Source organism: Helcococcus sp. KG196 (genome assembly GCF_046035495.1).
In the GTDB taxonomy this organism is placed as follows: Bacteria; Bacillota; Clostridia; order Tissierellales; family Peptoniphilaceae; genus Helcococcus; species Helcococcus ovis.
Genome location: NZ_JBFNFI010000002.1, coordinates 94,458 through 115,197, shown reverse-complemented (window position 1 = coordinate 115,197; position 20,740 = coordinate 94,458). Strand labels below are relative to the sequence as shown.

Below are 20,740 nucleotides of genomic sequence, written 5' to 3'. Positions count from 1 at the left end.
TATTACAAAATGACATTAGGCTATTTTGTAATAGTACCTTTTGTATTATATGTAATATGTAATATAATATATGTATAATTTTTGGAGGTAATATGAATAAAAAAGTTAAAATTATTATGTATTCATGTATTGTTGTTTTAATTTCTTTGGTTAGTTTTAATTTTGGAAGAAAGAGTATGCAACAAGATATAAAAAATACAACAATAAATTCAAGCAAAAAAGAAATTAAAACATTAAATTTTGATAGAGTTAATAAAAATATTTCATCTTTAGTTGATTTGATAGAGATAAAATATTTACACAAATTTAAATATGAAGATTTAGAACAAGGTATATATAAAGGTATGATTGATTCATTGAAAGATCAATATTCAACATTTTTTAATGAAGAAGAATTTAAGGAATTAATGAATCATACTTCAGGAGAATTTTCAGGGGTTGGTATACAAGTAGGGGTATCTGAAGATGGATATATTGAAGTTATTGCACCAATAAAGGGATCTCCTGCTGATAATGCAGGTGTTAAACCGGGAGATAAAATTTCTAAAATAAATGGTGAAGTATTTTTAGGAAAAGATTTAAATAAGGCCGTTAAAATAATGAGAGGAAAAGAAGGCGAATCAGTTGTTCTTACAGTAAAAAGATTAATAGACAATAAAGAACAAGATATTAATATTAAAATTACAAGAGCTGTAATTAATTTAGAGTCTGTATATCCAAAAATGTTGGATAATAATATTGGATATGTTTTAGTAACAAATTTTCAGGAAAATACAGCTAAAGAATTTGAAAAAGCTATAAAGGACTTAAAATCTCAAGGTGCTCAAAAATTGATTTTGGATTTAAGAAATAATCCAGGAGGACTTTTGGATTCGACGGTAAACATTGCAAATATGTTAATGAATAAAGGGATACTTATAACTGCTAAAGATAAAAATGGAAATGTGGAAAAATACGAGACTAAAGATGGTACATTAACAGATATGCCGATGGTAACATTAATTAATAAAGGTTCTGCATCAGCATCAGAAGTTATGTCCGGAGCATTAAAAGATAGAAAAAGGAGTATACTTGTTGGTGAAAATTCATATGGTAAGGGAGTAATTCAACAAATATTTCCATTTAATATAGATAATAAAAAAGAAGGATTAAAGATTACTATAGCTGAGTTTTTCACACCTAATGGAAATCAAATAAATAAAAAAGGTATAAAGCCTGATTATGAAGTGAAAATTCCGGGAAACGTGAAAAAAATAGGAGTTGATAATTTAGAAAATGATACACAACTACAAAAAGCTATTGAATTATTAAAATAAAGAAAAGAGTAATAATGACAGAATTTAATTTACAATCAAAATTTAAACCGATGGGAGATCAATCAAATGCAATAAAAACTTTGGTTGAAGGATTAAATAATGGAGATAAATTTCAAACATTAAAAGGTGTAACTGGTTCAGGTAAAACCTTTACTATGGCTAATATAATACAAAATGTAAATAGACCTACTTTAGTTTTAGCTCATAATAAAACTTTAGCTTATCAGTTATTTCAAGAGTTTAAGGAATTTTTTCCAAATGATTCTGTTGAATACTTTGTATCATATTATGATTATTATCAACCTGAAGCTTATGTATTTGCAACAGATACATATATTGCTAAAGATTCGTCAATAAATGATGAAATTGATAAAATGAGACACTCTGCAACGGCTGCTTTATATGAAAATAGAAATGTAATTATAGTGGCATCAGTTTCTTGTATTTATGGTTTGGGAGATCCGATTGATTATGAAAAGATGACAGTATCTTTAAGACCCGGAATGGAAATAGAAAGAGATGAAGTTTTAAAGAAATTAATCAATATACAATTCATGAGAAATGATATCGATTTTTCAAGAGGTACATTTAGGGTTAGAGGAGATATTGTAGATATATTTCCTGCTAATGCTACTGAAAATATATATAGAGTAGAGTTTTTTGGGGATGAAATAGATAGAATCTCAGAACTTAATTACTTAACTGGTGAAGTCATAAAACATTTAAATCACATCATGATTTTCCCGGCATCTCATTATGCAACTTCTAGAGATAAGATAAGTCTTGCAGTTAAGAGTATAGGTGAAGAACTACAAGAAAGATTAAAATGGTTTAATGATCATAATAAATTATTGGAAGCCCAAAGATTAGAGCAAAGAACAACCTATGATATTGAAATGCTTACAGAAGTTGGATTTGTATCGGGTATTGAAAATTATTCAAGACATTTAAGTCAAAGAGCTCCCGGTTCTAGACCATTTACATTATTAGACTATTTTTCAAAAGATTGGCTTTTGCTAGTTGATGAGTCACATGTTACTTTACCACAAGTTAGAGGAATGTATGAGGGAGACAGATCCAGAAAACAAAACCTTGTAGATTATGGATTTAGGTTACCATCAGCACTTGACAATAGACCTTTAAAGTTTAATGAGTTTGAACATTTGATAAATCAGGCTATATTCGTTTCAGCAACACCTGGAGAATATGAAAAAAATCATCAAAGTATAGAAGTTGAACAGGTTATTAGACCAACAGGATTGTTAGATCCTATAGTTGAAGTTAGACCAACAGAAAACCAAATTGATGATTTGTTTAATGAAATTACAGAAAATACAAAAAATGGGTATAGAACGCTTGTAACAACATTAACAAAAAGAATGGCAGAAGATTTGACTGATTTTATGAAAGATCATGGTATAAATGTTACCTATTTGCATTCAGACATAGATACAATAGAAAGAGTTGAAATTTTAAGAGATTTAAGACTTGGGAAATATGATGTTTTAGTGGGGATTAACTTATTAAGGGAAGGTTTAGATCTTCCTGAAGTGTCTTTGATAGCCATTATGGATGCGGATAAAGAAGGATTTTTAAGATCTGAAACATCTTTAATCCAAACTATTGGTAGAGCTGCGAGAAATGAAAATGGTAGAGTAATAATGTATGGGGATTCTATTACAAAATCAATGAATGTAGCGATAACTGAAACTAATAGAAGAAGAAAAATTCAAGAAGAATATAATAGAAAACATAATATAAAACCAAAATCAATTATAAAAGAAATTACAAATATCGTTACTGTATCAATGGCGGCTGAAAATTCTGAAATATATAAAACGGATACAAAATCTGTATCAACAGAACAAATGCATGAAATCATTGTAAATCTTGAAAAAGAAATGATTTCTGCTGCTGAAGTTTTGGATTTTGAAAAAGCAGCAAATTTAAGAGATCAAATAAGAAAATTAAAAAAAGAGTATGGAATTTAGGTGATTAGATGAGTTTAGAAAAAATAATAATAAAAGATGCAAGGGTAAATAACTTAAATCACATTGATCTAGAATTACCTAGAGATAAGATGATTGTTTTTACTGGACTTTCCGGTTCAGGAAAATCTTCTTTAGCGTTTGATACAATTTATGCAGAAGGGCAAAGAAGATATGTAGAGTCATTATCATCATATGCTAGACAATTTTTAGGTCAAATGGATAAACCTGAAGTAGAATCTATAGAGGGTTTATCCCCTTCTATTTCAATTGATCAAAAAACTACTAATAGGAATCCACGTTCAACAGTTGGAACTGTAACTGAAATATATGATTATCTAAGATTGTTGTTTGCAAAAGTTGGTCTTCCTCATTGTCCTGTATGTGGAAAAGAAATAAAAGCTATGTCTATCGATCAAATGGTTGATAGAGTATTAGAACTTGAAGAAAGAGATAAAATTTTAATTTTGTCATCAGTTATTGTTGCAAAAAAAGGTGAACATAAAAAGATTATTGAAAATATAAAGAAACAGGGATTTACAAGAATAAGAGTAGATGGAAATGTTTTAGATTTATCTATTGATGAAATCGAATTGGAAAAAAATAAAAAACATGATATTGAAATAGTTGTTGACAGATTAGTTATTAAAGATGGTATTGAATCAAGATTAGCCGGTTCGTTAGAAACTGCCTTAGATTTATCTGACGGAAGGGTTGTAGTTAATGTCATAAATAAAAAAGAATTTGTTATGTCATCATCACTATCTTGTCCTGATGGACACATGTCTTTAGGGGAAATATCTCCAAGATTATTTTCATTTAATGCTCCTTTTGGGGCATGTAGTGCATGTGACGGTTTAGGATATCATAAAGCGGTAGATCCGGAACTGGTAATACCTAATTATGAGGAATCTATCGATGATGGTGCCATTAAACCATTTGCAACAGCAAAAAAAGGGACGTTTTACTACGAAATATTTAGAGAATTAGCAAGGTTAAATAATTTTGATATGCAAACACCATTATCAAAAGCACCTAAAAAATTAATTGATGAAATACTTTATGGTTCGGATAAAAAATTAAAAATTAATTTTTCGTCACATTTTAAAGACGGTGGGAAAGATTTTAAAGTTGTAATGTGGGAAGGAGTGATTGAAAATTTAACAAGAAGACAAAATCAAACTTTTTCTGATGCAATGAAAAATAAAATAGAAGAATTTATGTCAGAGAATCAATGTGAAGTTTGTCATGGAAATAAATTAAAACCTGAAGTTTTAGCCATTACAATTAATGATAAGTCTATTATTGAGGTAACTGATTTATCAATTAGAGATGCATACAAATTTATAGAAAATATTAAATTTAGCGAGTCGCAAAGTATTATTGCTCAGCCTATAATTAAAGAAATTAAAGCAAGATTAAATTTTTTAAATGAAGTAGGATTAGATTATCTTACAATGTCAAGACAAGCGGGCACCCTTTCAGGGGGAGAATCTCAAAGAATTAGACTTGCTACACAAATTGGGGCTGGATTAGTAGGAGTTGTTTATGTTTTAGATGAACCAAGTATCGGTTTACATCAAAGAGATAATGAGAAATTGCTTAAGTCATTAAGAAATTTAACTAATTTGGGAAATACATTAATTGTTGTAGAGCATGATGAGGATACTATGAAGGAATCCGATTTAATTGTTGACATTGGGCCAGGGGCAGGTGTGCATGGTGGTAATGTCGTTGCTAAAGGCACTTATAATCAAATAATGAAGAATACTAAATCTATTACTGGTCAATATCTTTCGAGAAAAAAATTCATACCTGTTCCTGCTAAAAGAAGAAAACCATCTGGATTTATTGAAATAAAAGGGGCTAGACAAAACAATTTAAAAAATATTGATGTAAAAATTCCTTTAGGAGTAATGACATTAATTACAGGAGTTTCAGGATCTGGAAAATCATCACTGATTAATCAAATTTTTTATAATGGACTTATGAAAAAATTACATGGTTCAAGAGTTATAGTTGGAGAACATGATGAAATAACAGGTGTGCAACAAATTGATAAAATTATACAAATTGATCAAAGTCCGATAGGTAGGACACCACGTTCAAATCCTGTGACATATACAAAGACATTTGATAATATCAGAGATGTTTTTGCGATGACAAATGAAGCTAAAATGAGAGGATATGATAAAGGCCGATTTTCATTTAATGTAAAGGGAGGACGTTGTGAAAATTGTGATGGCGACGGTGTAATAAAAGTTGAAATGCACTTCTTACCGGATGTTTATGTTCCATGTGAAGTGTGTGGAGGTAAAAGATACAATAGGGAAACACTTCAAGTAAAATATAAAGATAAAGATATTTCGGATGTATTAAATATGACTGTTGAAGAGGGGCTTGAATTTTTCAAAAACCATGAACCAATAAAAAGAAAACTTCAAACATTAAATGATGTTGGGTTATCATATATCAAATTGGGGCAGCCATCAACACAACTTTCAGGTGGGGAAGCTCAAAGAATTAAGTTATCTAGCGAACTAGCTAAACGTTCAACAGGTAAAACTCTATATGTTTTAGATGAACCAACAACAGGTCTTCATACGGCTGATATTCATAAATTGGTTAAAGTATTAAATGATTTAGTAGAAGCAGGTAATTCGGTTGTAGTAATTGAACATAATTTAGATGTAATAAAAACAGCTGATTATATCATTGATTTAGGACCTGAAGGTGGAGATGGTGGTGGTATGATTGTCGCAGAAGGTACACCTGAAGAAATAGTAAAAGTAAATGAATCATATACAGGAAAATTTTTAAAACCTTATTTGGAAGAAAAAAATAAATAAAATATTGATTTATATAATTTAATATGTTATTATATTCCAAGAAAAAAATTAGGAGAAATAATATGCTAAAAAAATCAATTTTAACAATGGATAAATTAAAGAAAAAAGATATTTATAACATTTTAGATGATGCATTATTATTTTCTAATTCTTTTAAAGATTGGCATTTATCTCGTAAGAGATTAATTGCCAATCTTTTTTTTGAGCCAAGTACCAGAACACACTATTCATTTATATCAGCAGAGAATCAGTTGGGATTAAATATTGCAGATTTTAATCCTCAGACTAGTTCTCTTACAAAGGGAGAAAGTCTTTACGATACGGTAAAGACTTTTTCTTGTATAGGATATGATGCAGTTGTTATTAGACATACTCAAGATAATTATTTTGAAGAATTGGAAAATATTGATGTACATATAATTAATGCTGGAGATGGTAAGGGAAATCATCCAAGTCAATCGCTTTTAGATTTGTATACTGTTTATGATGAATTTAATACTTTTGAAAACATTAATGTATTAATTGTAGGAGATGTGAAGCACTCTAGAGTAGCACATTCAAACATACATGCTTTTGAAAAGATGGGTGCAAATGTTAAAGTTACCGGACCATTAGAACTTATGGATAAAGATGATAAGAGATATGTTAATTTTGACAAAGGGATAAAGTGGGCAGATGTAGTTATGCTTTTAAGAGTTCAATTTGAAAGACATGGAGAATTGTTAAAAATTAAAAAAGATGAATATCTTGAAAAATATGGTTTGACTATTGAAAGATATGAAAAAATGAAAAAACATGCAATAATAATGCATCCCGCTCCAGTTAATAGAGGCATAGAAATAGATGATTTACTTGTGGAATGTGAAAAATCAAGAATATTTAGACAAATGACAAATGGTGTATATATTAGAAAAGCCATGATTAAATATATTTTTGATGAAGAATTTTAGGAGTATTTATGATTATAAAAAATGCAAAAATTGTTGTAAAAGGCAACGAAACAAGAATAGTAGATATTAGGATAGAAAATGATAAGATAAGTAAAATTTTAGATAATATTGAAAATGTGGGAAATGAAAAAATAATTGATGCTGGAAATAATTTAACAATTCCCGGAGGAATTGATGTACATGTTCATTTAAGAGAGCCGGGATATGAATATAAAGAAACTATTAAAACCGGTACTATGGCAGCAGCTAAAGGAGGATATACAACGATATTACCAATGCCGAATTTGAATCCTCATCCGGATAATGTAAAAGCCTTCGAAAAATATTTAAATAAAATAAAACAAGATGCAGTAGTGAAAGTAATTCCTTATTCATGTATTACAATTTTATCTAAAGGTGAAGAACTTGTAGATATGGAAGCTCTAAATAAAATATATGGAGTTAGATATTTTACAGATGATGGAGTTGGTGTAGATACAGAGAAAATTATGAAATTAGCAATGATAAAGGCTAAAGAAATAAATGGTCTTATAGCGGCACATACAGAAGATATGAGTTATAGAAAGCTAAATTCATGTGTTCATGATGGTGAAAATGCTAAAAAAAATGGATGGGTGGGAATCCCGTCAGAAACAGAATTTAAGCAGATTGAAAGAGATTTAAGATTAGCGGAAGAAACAGGAACTAAATATCATATTTGTCATATTTCTGCAAAAGAATCCGTTGAACTGTTAAGAAAATCAAAGGATAGAGGAGTTGATGTTAGTGGGGAGGTAACTATTCATCATTTATTATTAACCGAGGATGATGTTAAGGATACAAATGCTAAAATGAATCCACCACTTAGAACAAAAGAAGATAGAGAATCTTTAATAAATGGATTATTAGATGGAACAATAGATTTTTTAGCTAATGATCATGCCCCTCATTCAGAAGAAGAAAAAAAACAAACTATGGAAAAAGCTCCATTTGGAATTGTTACTATAGAAACTGCAATACCACTTTTTTATACAAATTTTGTAAAAAAAGGAATAATAACTTTAGAACAATTTATTGAATTTACTTCATTGAAGCCGGCGAAAAGATTTGAAATAAAAGGAAAAGGTAAAATTGAAGAAGGATATGATGCAGACATTGTTATTCTTTCAGATGATGAAGAAGTAATAAATAAAGAAAAATTTTTATCAAAAGGGAAAAATACTCCATTTGATGGATATATTTGTCAAGGATTTCCTAAAATTACAATATGTGGAGGTAAGATAGTATGGGAAAAGTAAGGTATTTGATATTAGAAGATGGAAGCTATTTTGAAGGGAAAGCATTTGGTGGAGATAATTTTAAAATTGGTAAAATTATCTCTAATACGTCAATGTTAGGTTACCAAGAGATACTTTTAGATAATAAAAATTCAGGTAAAATAGTTACATTAACTTATCCGGTGATTGGTAGTTATGGAATAACTAGAGAAGGTTTTGAAAATATGAATCCTTATATATTTGGAATTATTGTTGGAGAAAAGACAGATTGTCCAAGTAATTGGAAAAGTCAAATGACATTGAATGAATATTTACAAATTAAAAATATTCCTGCTATAGAAGGAATTGATACGAGAATGTTGGCAAAAAAAATAAAGAAATCCGGAGAGTTAAAGGCGACTTTTTCTGACACAATAGAAAATTTGGAAGATATAGTTAATGAGCTTAAAATTTCATTATTAGATGAAAACTTTATTGAAAAAATTTCTGTAAATAAGCCATTTAGAATTTCAAATAATGGAGATAAAATTTTAGTTATTGACAATGGTTGCGTAGAAGAAATTTTAAGGGAATTAAATTGTAAAGATAAAGATATTTCGGTTGTACCTTATAATTTTTCTTCAGAAGATATATTAAAAGTTCATTCAAAAGGGGTTATTATTTCAGATGGGCCGGGAAATCCTGAATTAATGACAAAGCAAGTTGAAAATATAAAAAAATTAATAGGAAACATTCCACTTTTTGGAATTGGACTAGGGCATCAATTAATTTCTCAAGCATTAGATATTAAAGTGCGAAGATTAAAATATAGTAAGAGAGGTGGAAATTATCCGGTTAAAAATATTTTAACTGGAAAAATTAAAAATGTAGAAATGAATAATGAATTTACATTAAAAAAAGAAAACTTAAGAAAAGATGTGCAAATAACACATATAGATGTAAATTCTGGAGATGTTGAAGGAATAAAATTAGATTCTAGTTTTATAAATAGTATTCAATATAAACCTGTATATTTCGAAAATGAAAAAATTGAAGAATATGAAACTTTTTATAGTAATATTGCTAAATTTGAAATAAGTAAAAAGGAGAAAAAAAATGCCTAAAAGAACTGATATAAAAAAAATATTAGTAATAGGATCTGGTCCGATTATAATAGGTCAAGCTGCAGAATTTGATTATTCCGGATCGCAAGCGTGTCAATCACTAAAAGAAGAAGGTTATGAAGTTGTTTTGGTAAACTCAAATCCTGCAACAATAATGACGGATATTAATATTGCTGATAAAACATACATAGAACCGTTAACTGTTGAATTTGTTTCAAGAATAATAAATATTGAACATCCTGATGCAATTTTAGGTACATTTGGTGGACAGACAGGATTAAATTTAGTTGTTGAATTAGATAAATCCGGTGTACTGGAAGCTAATAATGTTGAAATAATCGGTACTACATTAGATGCTATTGAAAAAGCTGAAGATAGAGAAAAATTTAAAAATTTAATGATAGAACTTGGAGAACCCATCCCTGATTCAACAATTGTTCATACATTGGAAGAGGCTCGAAAATTTGCAACTGAAATAGGATATCCGGTAGTTGTTAGACCTGCATTTACACTTGGAGGAACAGGTGGAGGATTTGCAAGAAATGATGAAGAGCTAAGAGATATTACAGATAATGGATTAAAATTATCTCCGGTAGGTCAATGCTTGATTGAAAAAAGTATTGCTGGATTTAAAGAAATTGAATACGAAATGATGAGGGATAATAATGATAATGCAATAGTTGTATGTAATATGGAAAATGTTGATCCTGTAGGAATTCATACAGGTGATTCAATAGTTGTTGCACCTACTCAAACTTTAACAAATGATCAACATTTAAAATTAAAAAAGGCATCATTAAAAATTATAAGAGCGTTAGGAATAAATGGGGGGTGTAATGTTCAATTAGCTTTAGATACTGATACGGATAATTATTATGTAATAGAAGTGAATCCAAGAGTATCTAGATCATCAGCATTGGCCTCAAAAGCTACAGGCTATCCGATAGCAAAAATAGCGGCTAAAACTGCGGTAGGAATGACTTTAGATGAAATTGTAAATCCTGTTACAAAAATTAATTATGCTGCAAAAGAGCCTTCAATAGATTATATAGTAGCAAAATTTCCAAGATTTGCTTTTGATAAATTTACTAGTGCGGATAGGAGGATGGGAACTCAGATGAAGGCTACCGGGGAAGTAGTTTCAATGGGGAGAAATTTTGAAGAAGCAATATTGAAATCCATAAGATCAAATGAAATGAAGACGGATCATATTATATTAAAAGATATTCCACAAACTGAAGAAGAACTTTATAAAAAGATTAAGTTTAGAGATAGCGAAAGAATATTTGCCATCATGGAGTATCTAAGAAAAGGATATGATTTGGAAAAAATTTATCAATTGACAAAAATTGATAGATTCTTTTTAGAAAAATTAAATCATATTAAAGAGTTAGAAGAAAAAGTAGATAATAAAGAGTTTGAAAATCTTAAAGAATTTAAGAAATATGGATTTTCAGATAGCTATTTAGCCAGAAAATGGGATATAACTGAACTAGAATTATCTGAAATGAGAAAGAAAAAGGGGATTATACCTGTATTTAAGAGAATTGATACTTGTGCGGGTGAATTTGAATCCAATACTCCATATTTCTATTCAACTTATGCAGATGAAAATGAAAGTGAATCATCAGACAATAAAAAAGTTATAGTTTTAGGTTCCGGACCAATTAGGATAGGTCAAGGTGTAGAATTTGACTATACTACGGTAAATTGTGTAAAAACATTAAAAAAATTAGGATATGAATCAATAGTAATAAATAACAATCCTGAAACGGTATCGACAGATTTTTCAATTTCAGATAAATTATATTTTGAACCGTTAACGGTTGAAGATGTTATGAATATCGTGGATTTAGAAAATCCTTTAGGTGTTATTGTTCAATTTGGGGGACAAACTGCAATAAATCTAGCTTCATCACTTGAAAATAGGGGGGTTAAAATTTTAGGTACATCTCTTCAATCAATTGATAAAGCAGAGGATAGGAAATTATTTGAAGAAATGTTACAAAGATTAGAAATCCCACAACCTAAAGGATATACATCAACAACAGTTGAAAAGTCTGTAAAAATTGCAAACGAAATAGGATATCCCGTTTTAGTTAGACCATCATATGTTTTAGGTGGTAGAGCTATGGAAATTGTAAAAAATGATGATGACTTAAGAAAATATATGAAAGAAGCCATAAAAGAAATTACGCATGATTCTCCTATTTTAGTAGATAGATATATTAAGGGAAAAGAAATAGAAGTTGATGCTATATCTGATGGAGAAACGGTGTTTATACCGGGTATTATGGAACATATTGAAAGTGCGGGAATCCACTCTGGTGATTCAATGTCCGTATACCCAACTCAAACCTTAAAACAAGAAATTAAAGATAAAATTGCAGAATATTCAATAAGAATAGGGAAGGGATTTAATTTCGTAGGACTATTCAATATTCAATTTATTGTTGACGAAAATGATAAAGTATATGTACTTGAAGTAAATCCTAGATCAAGTAGGACGGTGCCGTTTTTATCTAAAATTACGGGAATTAAAATGTCAGATATTGCAACTAAACTTATCATGGGGAAAAAATTAAAAGATTTTGGGCTTAAGGATGGCGTGTATAAAGAATCATCAAAAGTTTTTGTTAAAGCACCAGTATTTTCATTTGCAAAATTACGTTCGGTAGATACAACATTAGGCCCTGAAATGAAGTCTACAGGTGAGGTTATGGGATCTGATGATAATTTAGAAAAGGCTTTGTATAAAGCGTTAGTATCAGCGGGAATAAAAATCCCAACGTATGGATCTGTTTTATTAACAGTTTCCGATGAAAATAAAGAAAATATTTTAGAACTTGCAAAAAGATTTGCAAAAGTAGGATATAGAATTTATGCAACACCTGGTACTTATACATTTTTACAAAAAAATAAAATTTACTCTAAAAAAGTATCAAAAATAATGGAAAATGAAGAAGAAAATGTTTTAGATTTAATTGTTAAAGGAAAAGTAAACTTTGTAATTAACGCAATATCACAAAATAAAGAAGCTGCAAATGATGGATTTATGATTAGAAGAGTTTCAGCTGAAAATTCAATACCATGTTTTACATCTTTAGATACAGCTAATGCAATACTAAAGGTAATAGAATCACAAACATTTAATTTATTATCAATGAATGAATTGGAGAACTTATAATGATAAAATATCAAATTATAAAATCAAATGAATTGATTGCTAAAGATACATATAAAATGGTTGTATTTTGTGAAAATACCTCAGATATTAAACCTGGACAATTTATAAATATTAAAGTTGAAGGATTTTCACTTAGAAGACCAATTTCTATATGCTCGATAGATGATGATACATATACAATAATATATAAAATTTTTGGAGATGGCACAAAAAAAATGTCTAAAATGAAATCAGGAGATTGCATTGATGTAATGGGATTTTTAGGAAATTCATTTCCTATTTTTAAGAATCAGGATGAAATTTTAATTATAGGAGGTGGTATAGGAGTTCCACCATTATATGAAGTTGCTAAACGATATAGAAGGTTAGGAAAAATTGTAAATGTTGTTTTAGGTTTTAATGATAAAGACTCAATATTCTTAAAAGATGAATTTTCTAGATTAGGCTGTAATATTTATGTAGCTACAATAGATGGAAGTTTCGGATTTAAGGGAAATGTAATTGAACTAATTAAACATTTTAATTTAAAGGGATTTGTGTACTCTTGTGGTCCCAATATAATGTTAAAAGCTGTTGAATCAAATTTTAGAGATGGTTATATTTCTAAAGAATCAAGAATGGTTTGTGGAGTAGGAGTTTGCATGGCATGTGTATGTAAAGCAAAAAAAAGTGAAGATAATTATTATAGAATTTGTAAAGAAGGGCCCGTATTTAAGATTGGAACGGTGGAATGATGGATATAAGTACTGAAATTAATGGTTTAAAATTCAAAAATCCAATTATGCCGGCAAGTGGTTGTTTTGGCTTTGGAGAAGAATTTTCAGAATTTTACGATTTAAATATTTTGGGAGGAATAGCAATTAAAAGTATTACCCCGGAAACTAGATTTGGAAATCCAACACCTAGAGTTGCAGAAACTCCATCAGGAATGCTTAATTCAATTGGATTACAAAATCCTGGTTTGAATAAGGTTATAGAAAATCAGCTTGTATTTTTAGAACAATTTGATACTAGGATTTTAGCTAATGTGGCAGGGGCAACAGAAGAAGATTATATAGAAGTTATTGAGGCATTAAATGATTTAGACGTTGTAGATGCATTTGAATTAAATATTTCATGTCCAAATGTTAATCATGGTGGTATTGGATTAGGAACAAATCCGGAATTGGCATTTAATATTACAAAATTAGCAAAAAAATATTCAAGAAAGCCTTTATATGTAAAATTATCACCTAATGTTACAAACATTGTGGAAATAGCTCAGGCGGTTGAAAAAGCGGGAGCAGATGCAATAGTAATGATTAATACTTTAATTGGAATGAAAATAGATATTAAGTCAAGGAAACCTCTTATAGCTAGAAAAATTGGCGGATTAAGCGGACCGGCAATTAGACCTATAGCTATAGCGATGGTATATAAGGTATATGAAGCGGTAAATATCCCGATAATTGGAGTTGGAGGGATTGAGACTTGTGATGATGTAATAGAATTTTTAATGGCTGGAGCGTCAGCTGTTCAAATAGGTATGCAAAATTTTATAAATCCTTATGTTTGCAAAGAAATCATAGAAGAATTGCCAAGTAAATTAAAAGAGTATGGTTTTAATTCAGTTAAAGAAGTTATAGGAGTAGCACATGAATAAATGTATTTTAGCATTAGATTTTGAAAATGCAATCGATGCGGTAAGTTTTTTGGATAATTTTGATGAACCTATATATGTAAAAGTAGGAATGGAGCTATTTTATGGATCTGGTTTGCAATTAATAAATGAAATAAAAAATAGAGGGCATAATATTTTTGTAGATTTAAAATTACATGATATACCTAATACTGTTAAAGGTGCAATGAGAAATTTAGCTAAATTAGGTGTTGATATGGTAAATGTACATTGTGCAGGTGGGATAAGCATGATGAAAGCAGCTATTGAAGGACTGGAAGAGGGAAAATTAAATAAGAAAAGACCGTTATGTATTGGAGTTACACAATTAACATCCATATCACAAGAAATTATGAATGAAGAACTTTTAATTAAGGGAAATATTACTGATACGGTACTACATTATGCAATAAATGCAACAAAAGCGGGATTAGATGGGGTTGTATGTTCGGTTTATGAATCAAAAATTATTCATGAGGTATGTGGTAATGATTTTCTAACAATTACACCGGGTATAAGACTTAAAGGTGATTGTAAGGATGATCAAAAAAGAGTTGCAACACCTGAATTAGCAAAAGAAGAGGGCAGTGATTTTATAGTTGTTGGTAGAAGTATAACAAGAAGTAAAAATCCAAATAAAACATATATTAAAATTGAAAATATTATGAGAGGTTGATATGCAAGAATATAAGAAGGAATTTATTGATTTTATGCTTGAAAGTAATGTTTTAAGGTTTGGAGATTTCACACTTAAAAGTGGAAGAAAATCACCATTTTTTATGAATGCGGGATTATATAAATCTGGAAGTCAATTAAAAAAAATTGGAGAATTTTATGCAAAAGCCATTAAAGAAAATTTCGGTTTAGAATTTGATGCTATTTTTGGACCGGCATACAAAGGAATTCCATTATCAGTTACAACATCTGTTGCAATTTATGATTTATATGGTAAAGAAGTGGTTTATTCTTCAAATCGAAAAGAAATAAAAGATCATGGAGATACAGGAATATTTTTAGGCGATAAACTTAATAGTAAAATGAAAGTTTTAATTATTGAGGACGTAACAACCTCTGGAAAATCAATTGAAGAAATATATCCAATAATAACACAAAATAAAAATATAGAAGTAATCGGTTTAATTGTATCATTAAATAGAATGGAGTATGGAAATTCAAAAGATAAAACAGCATTAGAGGAAATTTCTGAAAAGTATAGAATAAAAACTTGTTCAATTGTATCAATGGATGAAGTTATAAAATATTTAAGAGAAAATACTGAATTAATAAATAAACAAATAGAAAACTCTTTAGATGATTACTATAATAAATATGGAGTAAAATTTGAAAAATGAAAAAATATTTGGTTTACCTAAAAAAATGCTTTACAATAAATAAATAAAGTGTTAATATATCCATATAGAAAGAAAATAAAGGAGATTTTTATGAAAAAAGGTAAACATATATTACTCTCAATTATGCTTTTATTAAGTATAGTTGTAGTTGGTTGTCAAGCACAAAAAACAAAAGAAACTAAAATGGAAAAAGAAAAAAATGTTAAGACATCTGAAAAGAAAACTGTAACTGTTACAACTTCATTTTTACAAGATATGGTTGATGTTTTAATTGGAAACAAAGTTAATACAGAACTTGTGATTCCAGCTGGCGAAGATCCACATTTATATGTAGCTAAACCGGAAGATTTAGGAAAAATACAAAAAGCTGATTTACTTTTATATCATGGACTTCATTTTGAAGGTAAAATGGTAGAAGTATTAGAAAAAAAAGGTGTAGCTGTAAGTAAGGATTTTGATAAATCAAAAATCAATCAAATGGAAGAAGATGGAAAGATGCAAATTGACCCACACTTTTGGTTTGATTTAGGATTATACAAAGATGCATTTACAGTTGCAAAAGATTCTTTAGTAAAATTATTACCTGAAGAAAAAGAAAATTTGGAAAAAAATTATAAAGCTTATGTTGCTAAATTAGCAGAATTAGATAAAGAAAATAAAGAAAAATTAGGACAAATTCCAAAAAATAGTAGATATTTAATTACTCCACATGATGCATTTCAATATTTCTCGAAAGCATATAAAATTGAAGTAATGGCACCTCAAGGTGTAAGTACAGATTCTGAAGTTGCAAATAAGGAAATAGAACAAACCGCAAAATTTATTGCAGAACACAAGATAAAAGCAATATTTGCTGAAAGTACAACAAATCCTGAAAGAATGAAAAAATTACAAGATGTTGTAAAATCAAAAGGTTTTGATGTTAAAGTTGTAAGTGGAGATGGTAACGAATTATTCTCCGATTCATTGGCACCAAAAGGTGAAAAAGGTGATAATTTCTTAGATATGTATAGACACAATATTGAATTGATTGTTAATAACTTAAAATAGACGTATATAATAAACATATATATTGCTAAAAAGATTAGATTTGCTATCTTTTAGCTTTCTCCCTATTAAAATTAGATAAAAATAATCCCTACAAAACACTATGATATGCTATTTATAAATTAGATAGGTAAAAAGTACTTATTAAGAAAGTTATAGTTTTATTAGTGTTGTTGGGATTATTTTTATTTATAGCATATTTAAATAATATAAAGAATTAAGAAGTTAAGAATGTTATAATAGTTATAATATAATATTAAAGATGGTAAATAATTTAAAATGAGGATAAAATGACAGATATTATTAAAATTGAAAATTTAACTACATCATATTTAGATAAAGTCGCGATAAAGGATATAAATTTAAATATACCTAAAGGAGTTAGATGTGCTATTGTTGGTCCAAATGGAGCGGGTAAATCAACATTGTTAAAATCAATCTTGGGTTTAGTTAAATATGATAATGGAAATGTTGAAGTTTTTGAAAAAACAATAAAGGAAGTAAGTAAAAATATAGCGTATGTACCACAAAAAGGATCGGTAAATTGGGATTTCCCAATATCTGTTTTTGATGTTGTTTTAATGGGAAGATATGCATATATTCCTGTTGGAAGAAGACCATCAAAAAAAGATAAAGAAATAGCAATGAAATCTCTAAAAATAATGAATATGACAGAATTTAAAAATAGACAGATTTCCGAACTTTCTGGAGGACAAAAACAAAGAGTTTTTTTAGCTCGCGCATTATGTCAACAAGTGGATTTATATATGTTGGATGAGCCATTTACCGGAATAGATATAACAACAGAGAAGCTAATTGCTGATAAGTTTTTTGAATTACAAAAATTAGGAAAGACAGTTATTGCTGTTCATCACAATTTGAATACTGTTAAGGATTATTTTGATTATATAGTAGTTTTAAATGAGAAGGTTGTATATAGTGGAAGTATTGATAATCCGGAATTAGATAAAAAATTAGAGATTGCATTTAGGGGTTGATATGGAAATATTAAAAACATATTCTTTTCAGATTGTAGCTATTGGAACTATAATTTTAGCTATTGTTTCTAGCTTTGTTGGAAGTATAAATGTTTATAAGGGACAAAGTTTAATAGGTGATGCTATGGGGCATTCAACATTTTCAGGTATTGTGCTTTCTTTCATATTGTTTTCCAGTAGAAATCCGGTTATTTTATTAGGTGGAGCAATGCTATCAAGTGCAATTTCTTATTATTTAATCCAATTTGGAAGAAAACATTCAAAAATAGGTTTAGATGCTAATATGGCTATATTTTTGTCAGGATTTTTTGGCTTAGGAATGGTTTTAAAATCATATATCCAAGGGAATAAGGCATTTTCAGGGGTTTCACAAGCTGGATTAGAAAACTATATTTTTGGACAAGCAGCATATTTATTAGAAGAAGATGTTAAGTTGATTTTAATTGCATCTATGATTTGTATTTTTATAATATTATTCTTTTTAAAAGAATTTAAGGTTTATTTATTTGATAAAGAATATGCTAAATTAATTAGAATAAATACGGGATTATTAGATTATTTAATATTATTTATGACTATATTAGTTATTGGAGTGGGAATTAAAGCTGTTGGAGCTATTTTAATTAGTTCATTTTTAATTATTCCTACCGTAAGTGCCAGTCAATGGACAAATAGATTTTCAATATTGCTTTTGATTAGTTCGGTTTTTGGAGCAATTTCGGCATTTGTAGGAAGTTACGTCTCAACAGTATTTGCTGGCTTTTCAACGGGTCCGTCCATTATATTAATTTCAGGAATTTTGTTTGTTATTTCATTTATTTTTGGTCGAAATGGCATAAGAAGAAAGGTGGGGTAAAATGACAGATGCATTATTGGTTTTAATTTTTACTGCCATTTCATGTAGTTTGCTTGGCGTTTTTATGGTTTTAAGAAAATTGTCCATGGTAACAGATGCTATAAGCCATACTGTTTTGTTAGGGATAGTTTTAGTATTCTTTTTTGTTAACGACTTAAGATCTCCGCTTTTAATATTTGGAGCAACAGTTATAGGTGTGTTAACGGTTATATTAATTGAATCTTTGGGTAATTTAAATACAATAAAATATGAAGATAGTATAGGTGTTATTTATCCGGTTTTATTTTCAATTGCAGTAATTTTAATTAGTAAGTATTTCAGAGGAGTACATTTAGATACAGATATTGTATTAGTTGGAGAAGTAATATTTTCAAGTTTAGAACATGTAGAAATTTTAGGTTTCAATATTTCTAAAAGTGTATTGCAATCAGGGATTACGTCTATAGTTGTATTAACATATATTGTTTTGTTATTTAAAGAATTAAAGGCTACTACATTTGATAGAGATTATGCAAAATTAATAGGAATTAATACTTTATTTATATTTTATTCTTTGATGACAATGAGTTCATTTGTATCGGTTATATCTTTTGAAGCTGTAGGAGGAATGCTGGTAATATCATTTTTTATAGCACCTGCAGCAACGGCTTTGATAATAACTAAAGACTTGAAATATACATTATTGTATACAGCAATTATTGCGACTATAAATTGTATAATAGGATATATTTTTTCGCTATATTTAAATGCATCCATGTCAGGAATGTGTGCATTTGTAAATATGCTTACATATATTGTCTTTTTATTATATAATAAATATAGGAATAAAAATAATTAGAATTAGAGAGGGTTCAAATGGAAGTAAATGCACAAAGAGAAGACTATTTAACAACTATTTTCAAATTAAATAGAACAGGTGGAGGTGCAACTAACAAGTCTATAAGTGAATGGCTTGATATTAGCCCTGCTTCTGTAACTGAAATGATAAAAAAATTGAAGACAGATGGTTTATTAAAAGATTCTAAAAAAATAGAACTTTCTGAAGTAGGTGAAAAACTTGCTAAAGATATTCTTTCAAAACATAGACTATGGGAAACATTTTTACAAAACGTTTTAGATTATGATTGGAAAGATGTTCATGAACATGCTAAAAAATTTCAATCTGTTACTAATGATGAATTGTTTAATAGATTAAATAAATATTTAGGATTTCCTGATTATTGTCCACATGGATCAATAATCTATGTAAATAGTGAAGAATCTAATCACGACTTGATTCGTCTTTCAAATGCAATTCCTAATACAGAGTATAGAATTCGTAGAATAAGAGATAATAGAGATTTATTAAACTACGTTGAAAAAATAGGATTCGATATAGGAGATAAAATATTTGTAGAAGGATTTGATCCTTTTGATGATACGGTCATTGTAAATGTTAATGGGAAAAATTTAAGAATTTCTCCTAAAGCTAGTGTAGATATCTATTTAAAAAAATAATGCAGGAGAATAAGTTGAAAAAATTAACTTTAATTGGTGATAGTATAACAGAATATAACTATAGAGCTGCAAAAAATTGGGCAATGTGGTTAGAAGAAAATACTGATTATGAAATACAAAATTTAGGAATTAGTGGAACGGGGTTTTATGTTACAAGTCCATATATCAATAGAATTTCAAAAATAGATAAAGATGTTGATATTATAGGGGTGGCAATTTCATTTAATGATTTAAATCATGAAATAACTTTACCATCAGGCACTGCTGATGATGAGGGTAAGAATACATTATGTGGTTGGGCGATAAAATTTTTTGATGAATTAATTTATAATTTTCCTAATACCCCTATAATTGTATATTCTCAAGGACCATGGCAAAAATATAGACTTGGAGTAAAGGAAAGTGATCAATATTTAAGAAGTATATCTAAAATATGCGAAGACAGAGGATTACCATTTTACACTGATTTATATTTTAAAGGGTCGGTATTAAGACCTTGGATTGAAGAAAATAGAAAAAAATACTTTACATCAGACAACTATGAATTAGGAGATTATGGGGTAGTTGACAATATCCATCCTAATTCATTAGGACATAAAGTTATTTATAAGTATTTAAAACATTTATTTGAAATAAATACAATATAATTTTTCTAAATGCATTATAAAAAAATATGAAAAATTT

The 20,740-nt window shown here is 28.6% G+C and carries 17 protein-coding genes; all 17 read left to right on the top strand.

The features are described from left to right. Positions 1 to 92 precede the first annotated feature (92 nt). The 17 genes from ABGF45_RS01695 to ABGF45_RS01615 all read left to right on the top strand — a co-directional run bounded on the left by ABGF45_RS01695 (position 93) and on the right by ABGF45_RS01615 (position 20,703). On the top strand, positions 93 to 1,316 hold the full coding sequence (locus ABGF45_RS01695; protein WP_134743824.1) for a S41 family peptidase: 1,224 nt from the start codon (positions 93 to 95) through the stop codon (positions 1,314 to 1,316). Positions 1,317 to 1,330: 14 nt separating this feature from the next. Continuing rightward, the gene (uvrB, locus tag ABGF45_RS01690; protein WP_134743825.1) at positions 1,331 to 3,307 is read left to right on the top strand and encodes an excinuclease ABC subunit UvrB; all 1,977 of its coding nucleotides are present in this window, start codon (positions 1,331 to 1,333) and stop codon (positions 3,305 to 3,307) included. 8 nt (positions 3,308 to 3,315) lie between these two features. Beyond that, positions 3,316 to 6,153 carry an excinuclease ABC subunit UvrA gene (gene uvrA, locus ABGF45_RS01685; RefSeq protein ID WP_134743826.1) on the top strand — a complete coding sequence of 946 codons (2,838 nt, stop codon included), beginning with the start codon at positions 3,316 to 3,318 and terminating at the stop codon, positions 6,151 to 6,153. A gap of 62 nt (positions 6,154 to 6,215) precedes the next feature. Next, positions 6,216 to 7,103, top strand: a complete 888-nt coding sequence (locus tag ABGF45_RS01680; RefSeq protein ID WP_408112564.1) for an aspartate carbamoyltransferase catalytic subunit — start codon at positions 6,216 to 6,218, stop codon at positions 7,101 to 7,103. Between the two features lie 8 nt (positions 7,104 to 7,111). Beyond that, positions 7,112 to 8,380, top strand: a complete 1,269-nt coding sequence (locus tag ABGF45_RS01675; RefSeq protein ID WP_408112565.1) for a dihydroorotase — start codon at positions 7,112 to 7,114, stop codon at positions 8,378 to 8,380. Beyond that, positions 8,368 to 9,462 carry a carbamoyl phosphate synthase small subunit gene (locus tag ABGF45_RS01670; RefSeq protein WP_408112566.1) on the top strand — a complete coding sequence of 365 codons (1,095 nt, stop codon included), beginning with the start codon at positions 8,368 to 8,370 and terminating at the stop codon, positions 9,460 to 9,462. Before ABGF45_RS01675 ends, ABGF45_RS01670 begins: the two co-directional genes overlap by 13 nt. After that, positions 9,455 to 12,649 carry a carbamoyl-phosphate synthase large subunit gene (gene carB / locus ABGF45_RS01665; protein WP_408112567.1) on the top strand — a complete coding sequence of 1,065 codons (3,195 nt, stop codon included), beginning with the start codon at positions 9,455 to 9,457 and terminating at the stop codon, positions 12,647 to 12,649. The genes ABGF45_RS01670 and carB overlap by 8 nt, the downstream gene beginning before the upstream one ends. Further along, positions 12,649 to 13,383: a dihydroorotate dehydrogenase electron transfer subunit gene (locus tag ABGF45_RS01660; protein WP_408112568.1), complete on the top strand. Its 735-nt coding sequence runs from the start codon at positions 12,649 to 12,651 to the stop codon at positions 13,381 to 13,383. Before carB ends, ABGF45_RS01660 begins: the two co-directional genes overlap by 1 nt. Then, complete coding sequence (locus tag ABGF45_RS01655; RefSeq protein ID WP_408111736.1) at positions 13,383 to 14,291, top strand: dihydroorotate dehydrogenase; 909 nt, start codon at positions 13,383 to 13,385, stop codon at positions 14,289 to 14,291. The genes ABGF45_RS01660 and ABGF45_RS01655 overlap by 1 nt, the downstream gene beginning before the upstream one ends. Further along, entirely contained in the window at positions 14,284 to 14,982 is a 699-nt protein-coding gene (gene pyrF, locus ABGF45_RS01650) for an orotidine-5'-phosphate decarboxylase (protein WP_408111735.1), read from the top strand. The genes ABGF45_RS01655 and pyrF overlap by 8 nt, the downstream gene beginning before the upstream one ends. A 1-nt stretch (position 14,983) precedes the next feature. After that, positions 14,984 to 15,658, top strand: a complete 675-nt coding sequence (gene pyrE / locus ABGF45_RS01645; RefSeq protein ID WP_408111734.1) for an orotate phosphoribosyltransferase — start codon at positions 14,984 to 14,986, stop codon at positions 15,656 to 15,658. Positions 15,659 to 15,748: 90 nt separating this feature from the next. After that, positions 15,749 to 16,708: a metal ABC transporter solute-binding protein, Zn/Mn family gene (locus ABGF45_RS01640; protein ID WP_408111733.1), complete on the top strand. Its 960-nt coding sequence runs from the start codon at positions 15,749 to 15,751 to the stop codon at positions 16,706 to 16,708. Positions 16,709 to 16,995: 287 nt separating this feature from the next. Next, positions 16,996 to 17,703: a metal ABC transporter ATP-binding protein gene (locus ABGF45_RS01635; RefSeq protein WP_408111732.1), complete on the top strand. Its 708-nt coding sequence runs from the start codon at positions 16,996 to 16,998 to the stop codon at positions 17,701 to 17,703. Position 17,704: 1 nt separating this feature from the next. After that, positions 17,705 to 18,559 (top strand): metal ABC transporter permease, encoded by an 855-nt coding sequence (locus ABGF45_RS01630; RefSeq protein WP_408111731.1) that lies wholly within the window; start codon positions 17,705 to 17,707, stop codon positions 18,557 to 18,559. A 1-nt stretch (position 18,560) separates the two neighbouring features. After that, complete coding sequence (locus ABGF45_RS01625) at positions 18,561 to 19,397, top strand: metal ABC transporter permease (RefSeq protein WP_408111730.1); 837 nt, start codon at positions 18,561 to 18,563, stop codon at positions 19,395 to 19,397. Between the two features lie 17 nt (positions 19,398 to 19,414). Next, positions 19,415 to 20,056, top strand: coding sequence for a metal-dependent transcriptional regulator (locus tag ABGF45_RS01620; protein ID WP_408111729.1), 642 nt, complete (start codon positions 19,415 to 19,417; stop codon positions 20,054 to 20,056). A 14-nt stretch (positions 20,057 to 20,070) separates the two neighbouring features. Beyond that, on the top strand, positions 20,071 to 20,703 hold the full coding sequence (locus tag ABGF45_RS01615) for an SGNH/GDSL hydrolase family protein (RefSeq protein ID WP_408111728.1): 633 nt from the start codon (positions 20,071 to 20,073) through the stop codon (positions 20,701 to 20,703). The last annotated feature ends 37 nt before the right edge of the window (positions 20,704 to 20,740 follow it).

Excerpts from the sequence above, each read along its gene's own strand:
- carB (WP_408112567.1), top strand. The coding sequence starts at position 9,455 with ATGCCTAAAAGAACTGATATAAAAAAAATATTAGTAATAGGATCTGGT.
- pyrE (WP_408111734.1), top strand. The coding sequence starts at position 14,984 with ATGCAAGAATATAAGAAGGAATTTATTGATTTTATGCTTGAAAGTAAT.
- ABGF45_RS01630 (WP_408111731.1), top strand. The coding sequence starts at position 17,705 with ATGGAAATATTAAAAACATATTCTTTTCAGATTGTAGCTATTGGAACT.
- ABGF45_RS01640 (WP_408111733.1), top strand. The coding sequence starts at position 15,749 with ATGAAAAAAGGTAAACATATATTACTCTCAATTATGCTTTTATTAAGT.
- ABGF45_RS01655 (WP_408111736.1), top strand. The coding sequence starts at position 13,383 with ATGGATATAAGTACTGAAATTAATGGTTTAAAATTCAAAAATCCAATT.
- ABGF45_RS01620 (WP_408111729.1), top strand. The coding sequence starts at position 19,415 with ATGGAAGTAAATGCACAAAGAGAAGACTATTTAACAACTATTTTCAAA.
- ABGF45_RS01680 (WP_408112564.1), top strand. The coding sequence starts at position 6,216 with ATGCTAAAAAAATCAATTTTAACAATGGATAAATTAAAGAAAAAAGAT.
- ABGF45_RS01660 (WP_408112568.1), top strand. The coding sequence starts at position 12,649 with ATGATAAAATATCAAATTATAAAATCAAATGAATTGATTGCTAAAGAT.
- pyrF (WP_408111735.1), top strand. The coding sequence starts at position 14,284 with ATGAATAAATGTATTTTAGCATTAGATTTTGAAAATGCAATCGATGCG.
- uvrA (WP_134743826.1), top strand. The coding sequence starts at position 3,316 with ATGAGTTTAGAAAAAATAATAATAAAAGATGCAAGGGTAAATAACTTA.
- ABGF45_RS01635 (WP_408111732.1), top strand. The coding sequence starts at position 16,996 with ATGACAGATATTATTAAAATTGAAAATTTAACTACATCATATTTAGAT.
- ABGF45_RS01625 (WP_408111730.1), top strand. The coding sequence starts at position 18,561 with ATGACAGATGCATTATTGGTTTTAATTTTTACTGCCATTTCATGTAGT.
- ABGF45_RS01675 (WP_408112565.1), top strand. The coding sequence starts at position 7,112 with ATGATTATAAAAAATGCAAAAATTGTTGTAAAAGGCAACGAAACAAGA.
- ABGF45_RS01695 (WP_134743824.1), top strand. The coding sequence starts at position 93 with ATGAATAAAAAAGTTAAAATTATTATGTATTCATGTATTGTTGTTTTA.
- uvrB (WP_134743825.1), top strand. The coding sequence starts at position 1,331 with ATGACAGAATTTAATTTACAATCAAAATTTAAACCGATGGGAGATCAA.
- ABGF45_RS01670 (WP_408112566.1), top strand. The coding sequence starts at position 8,368 with ATGGGAAAAGTAAGGTATTTGATATTAGAAGATGGAAGCTATTTTGAA.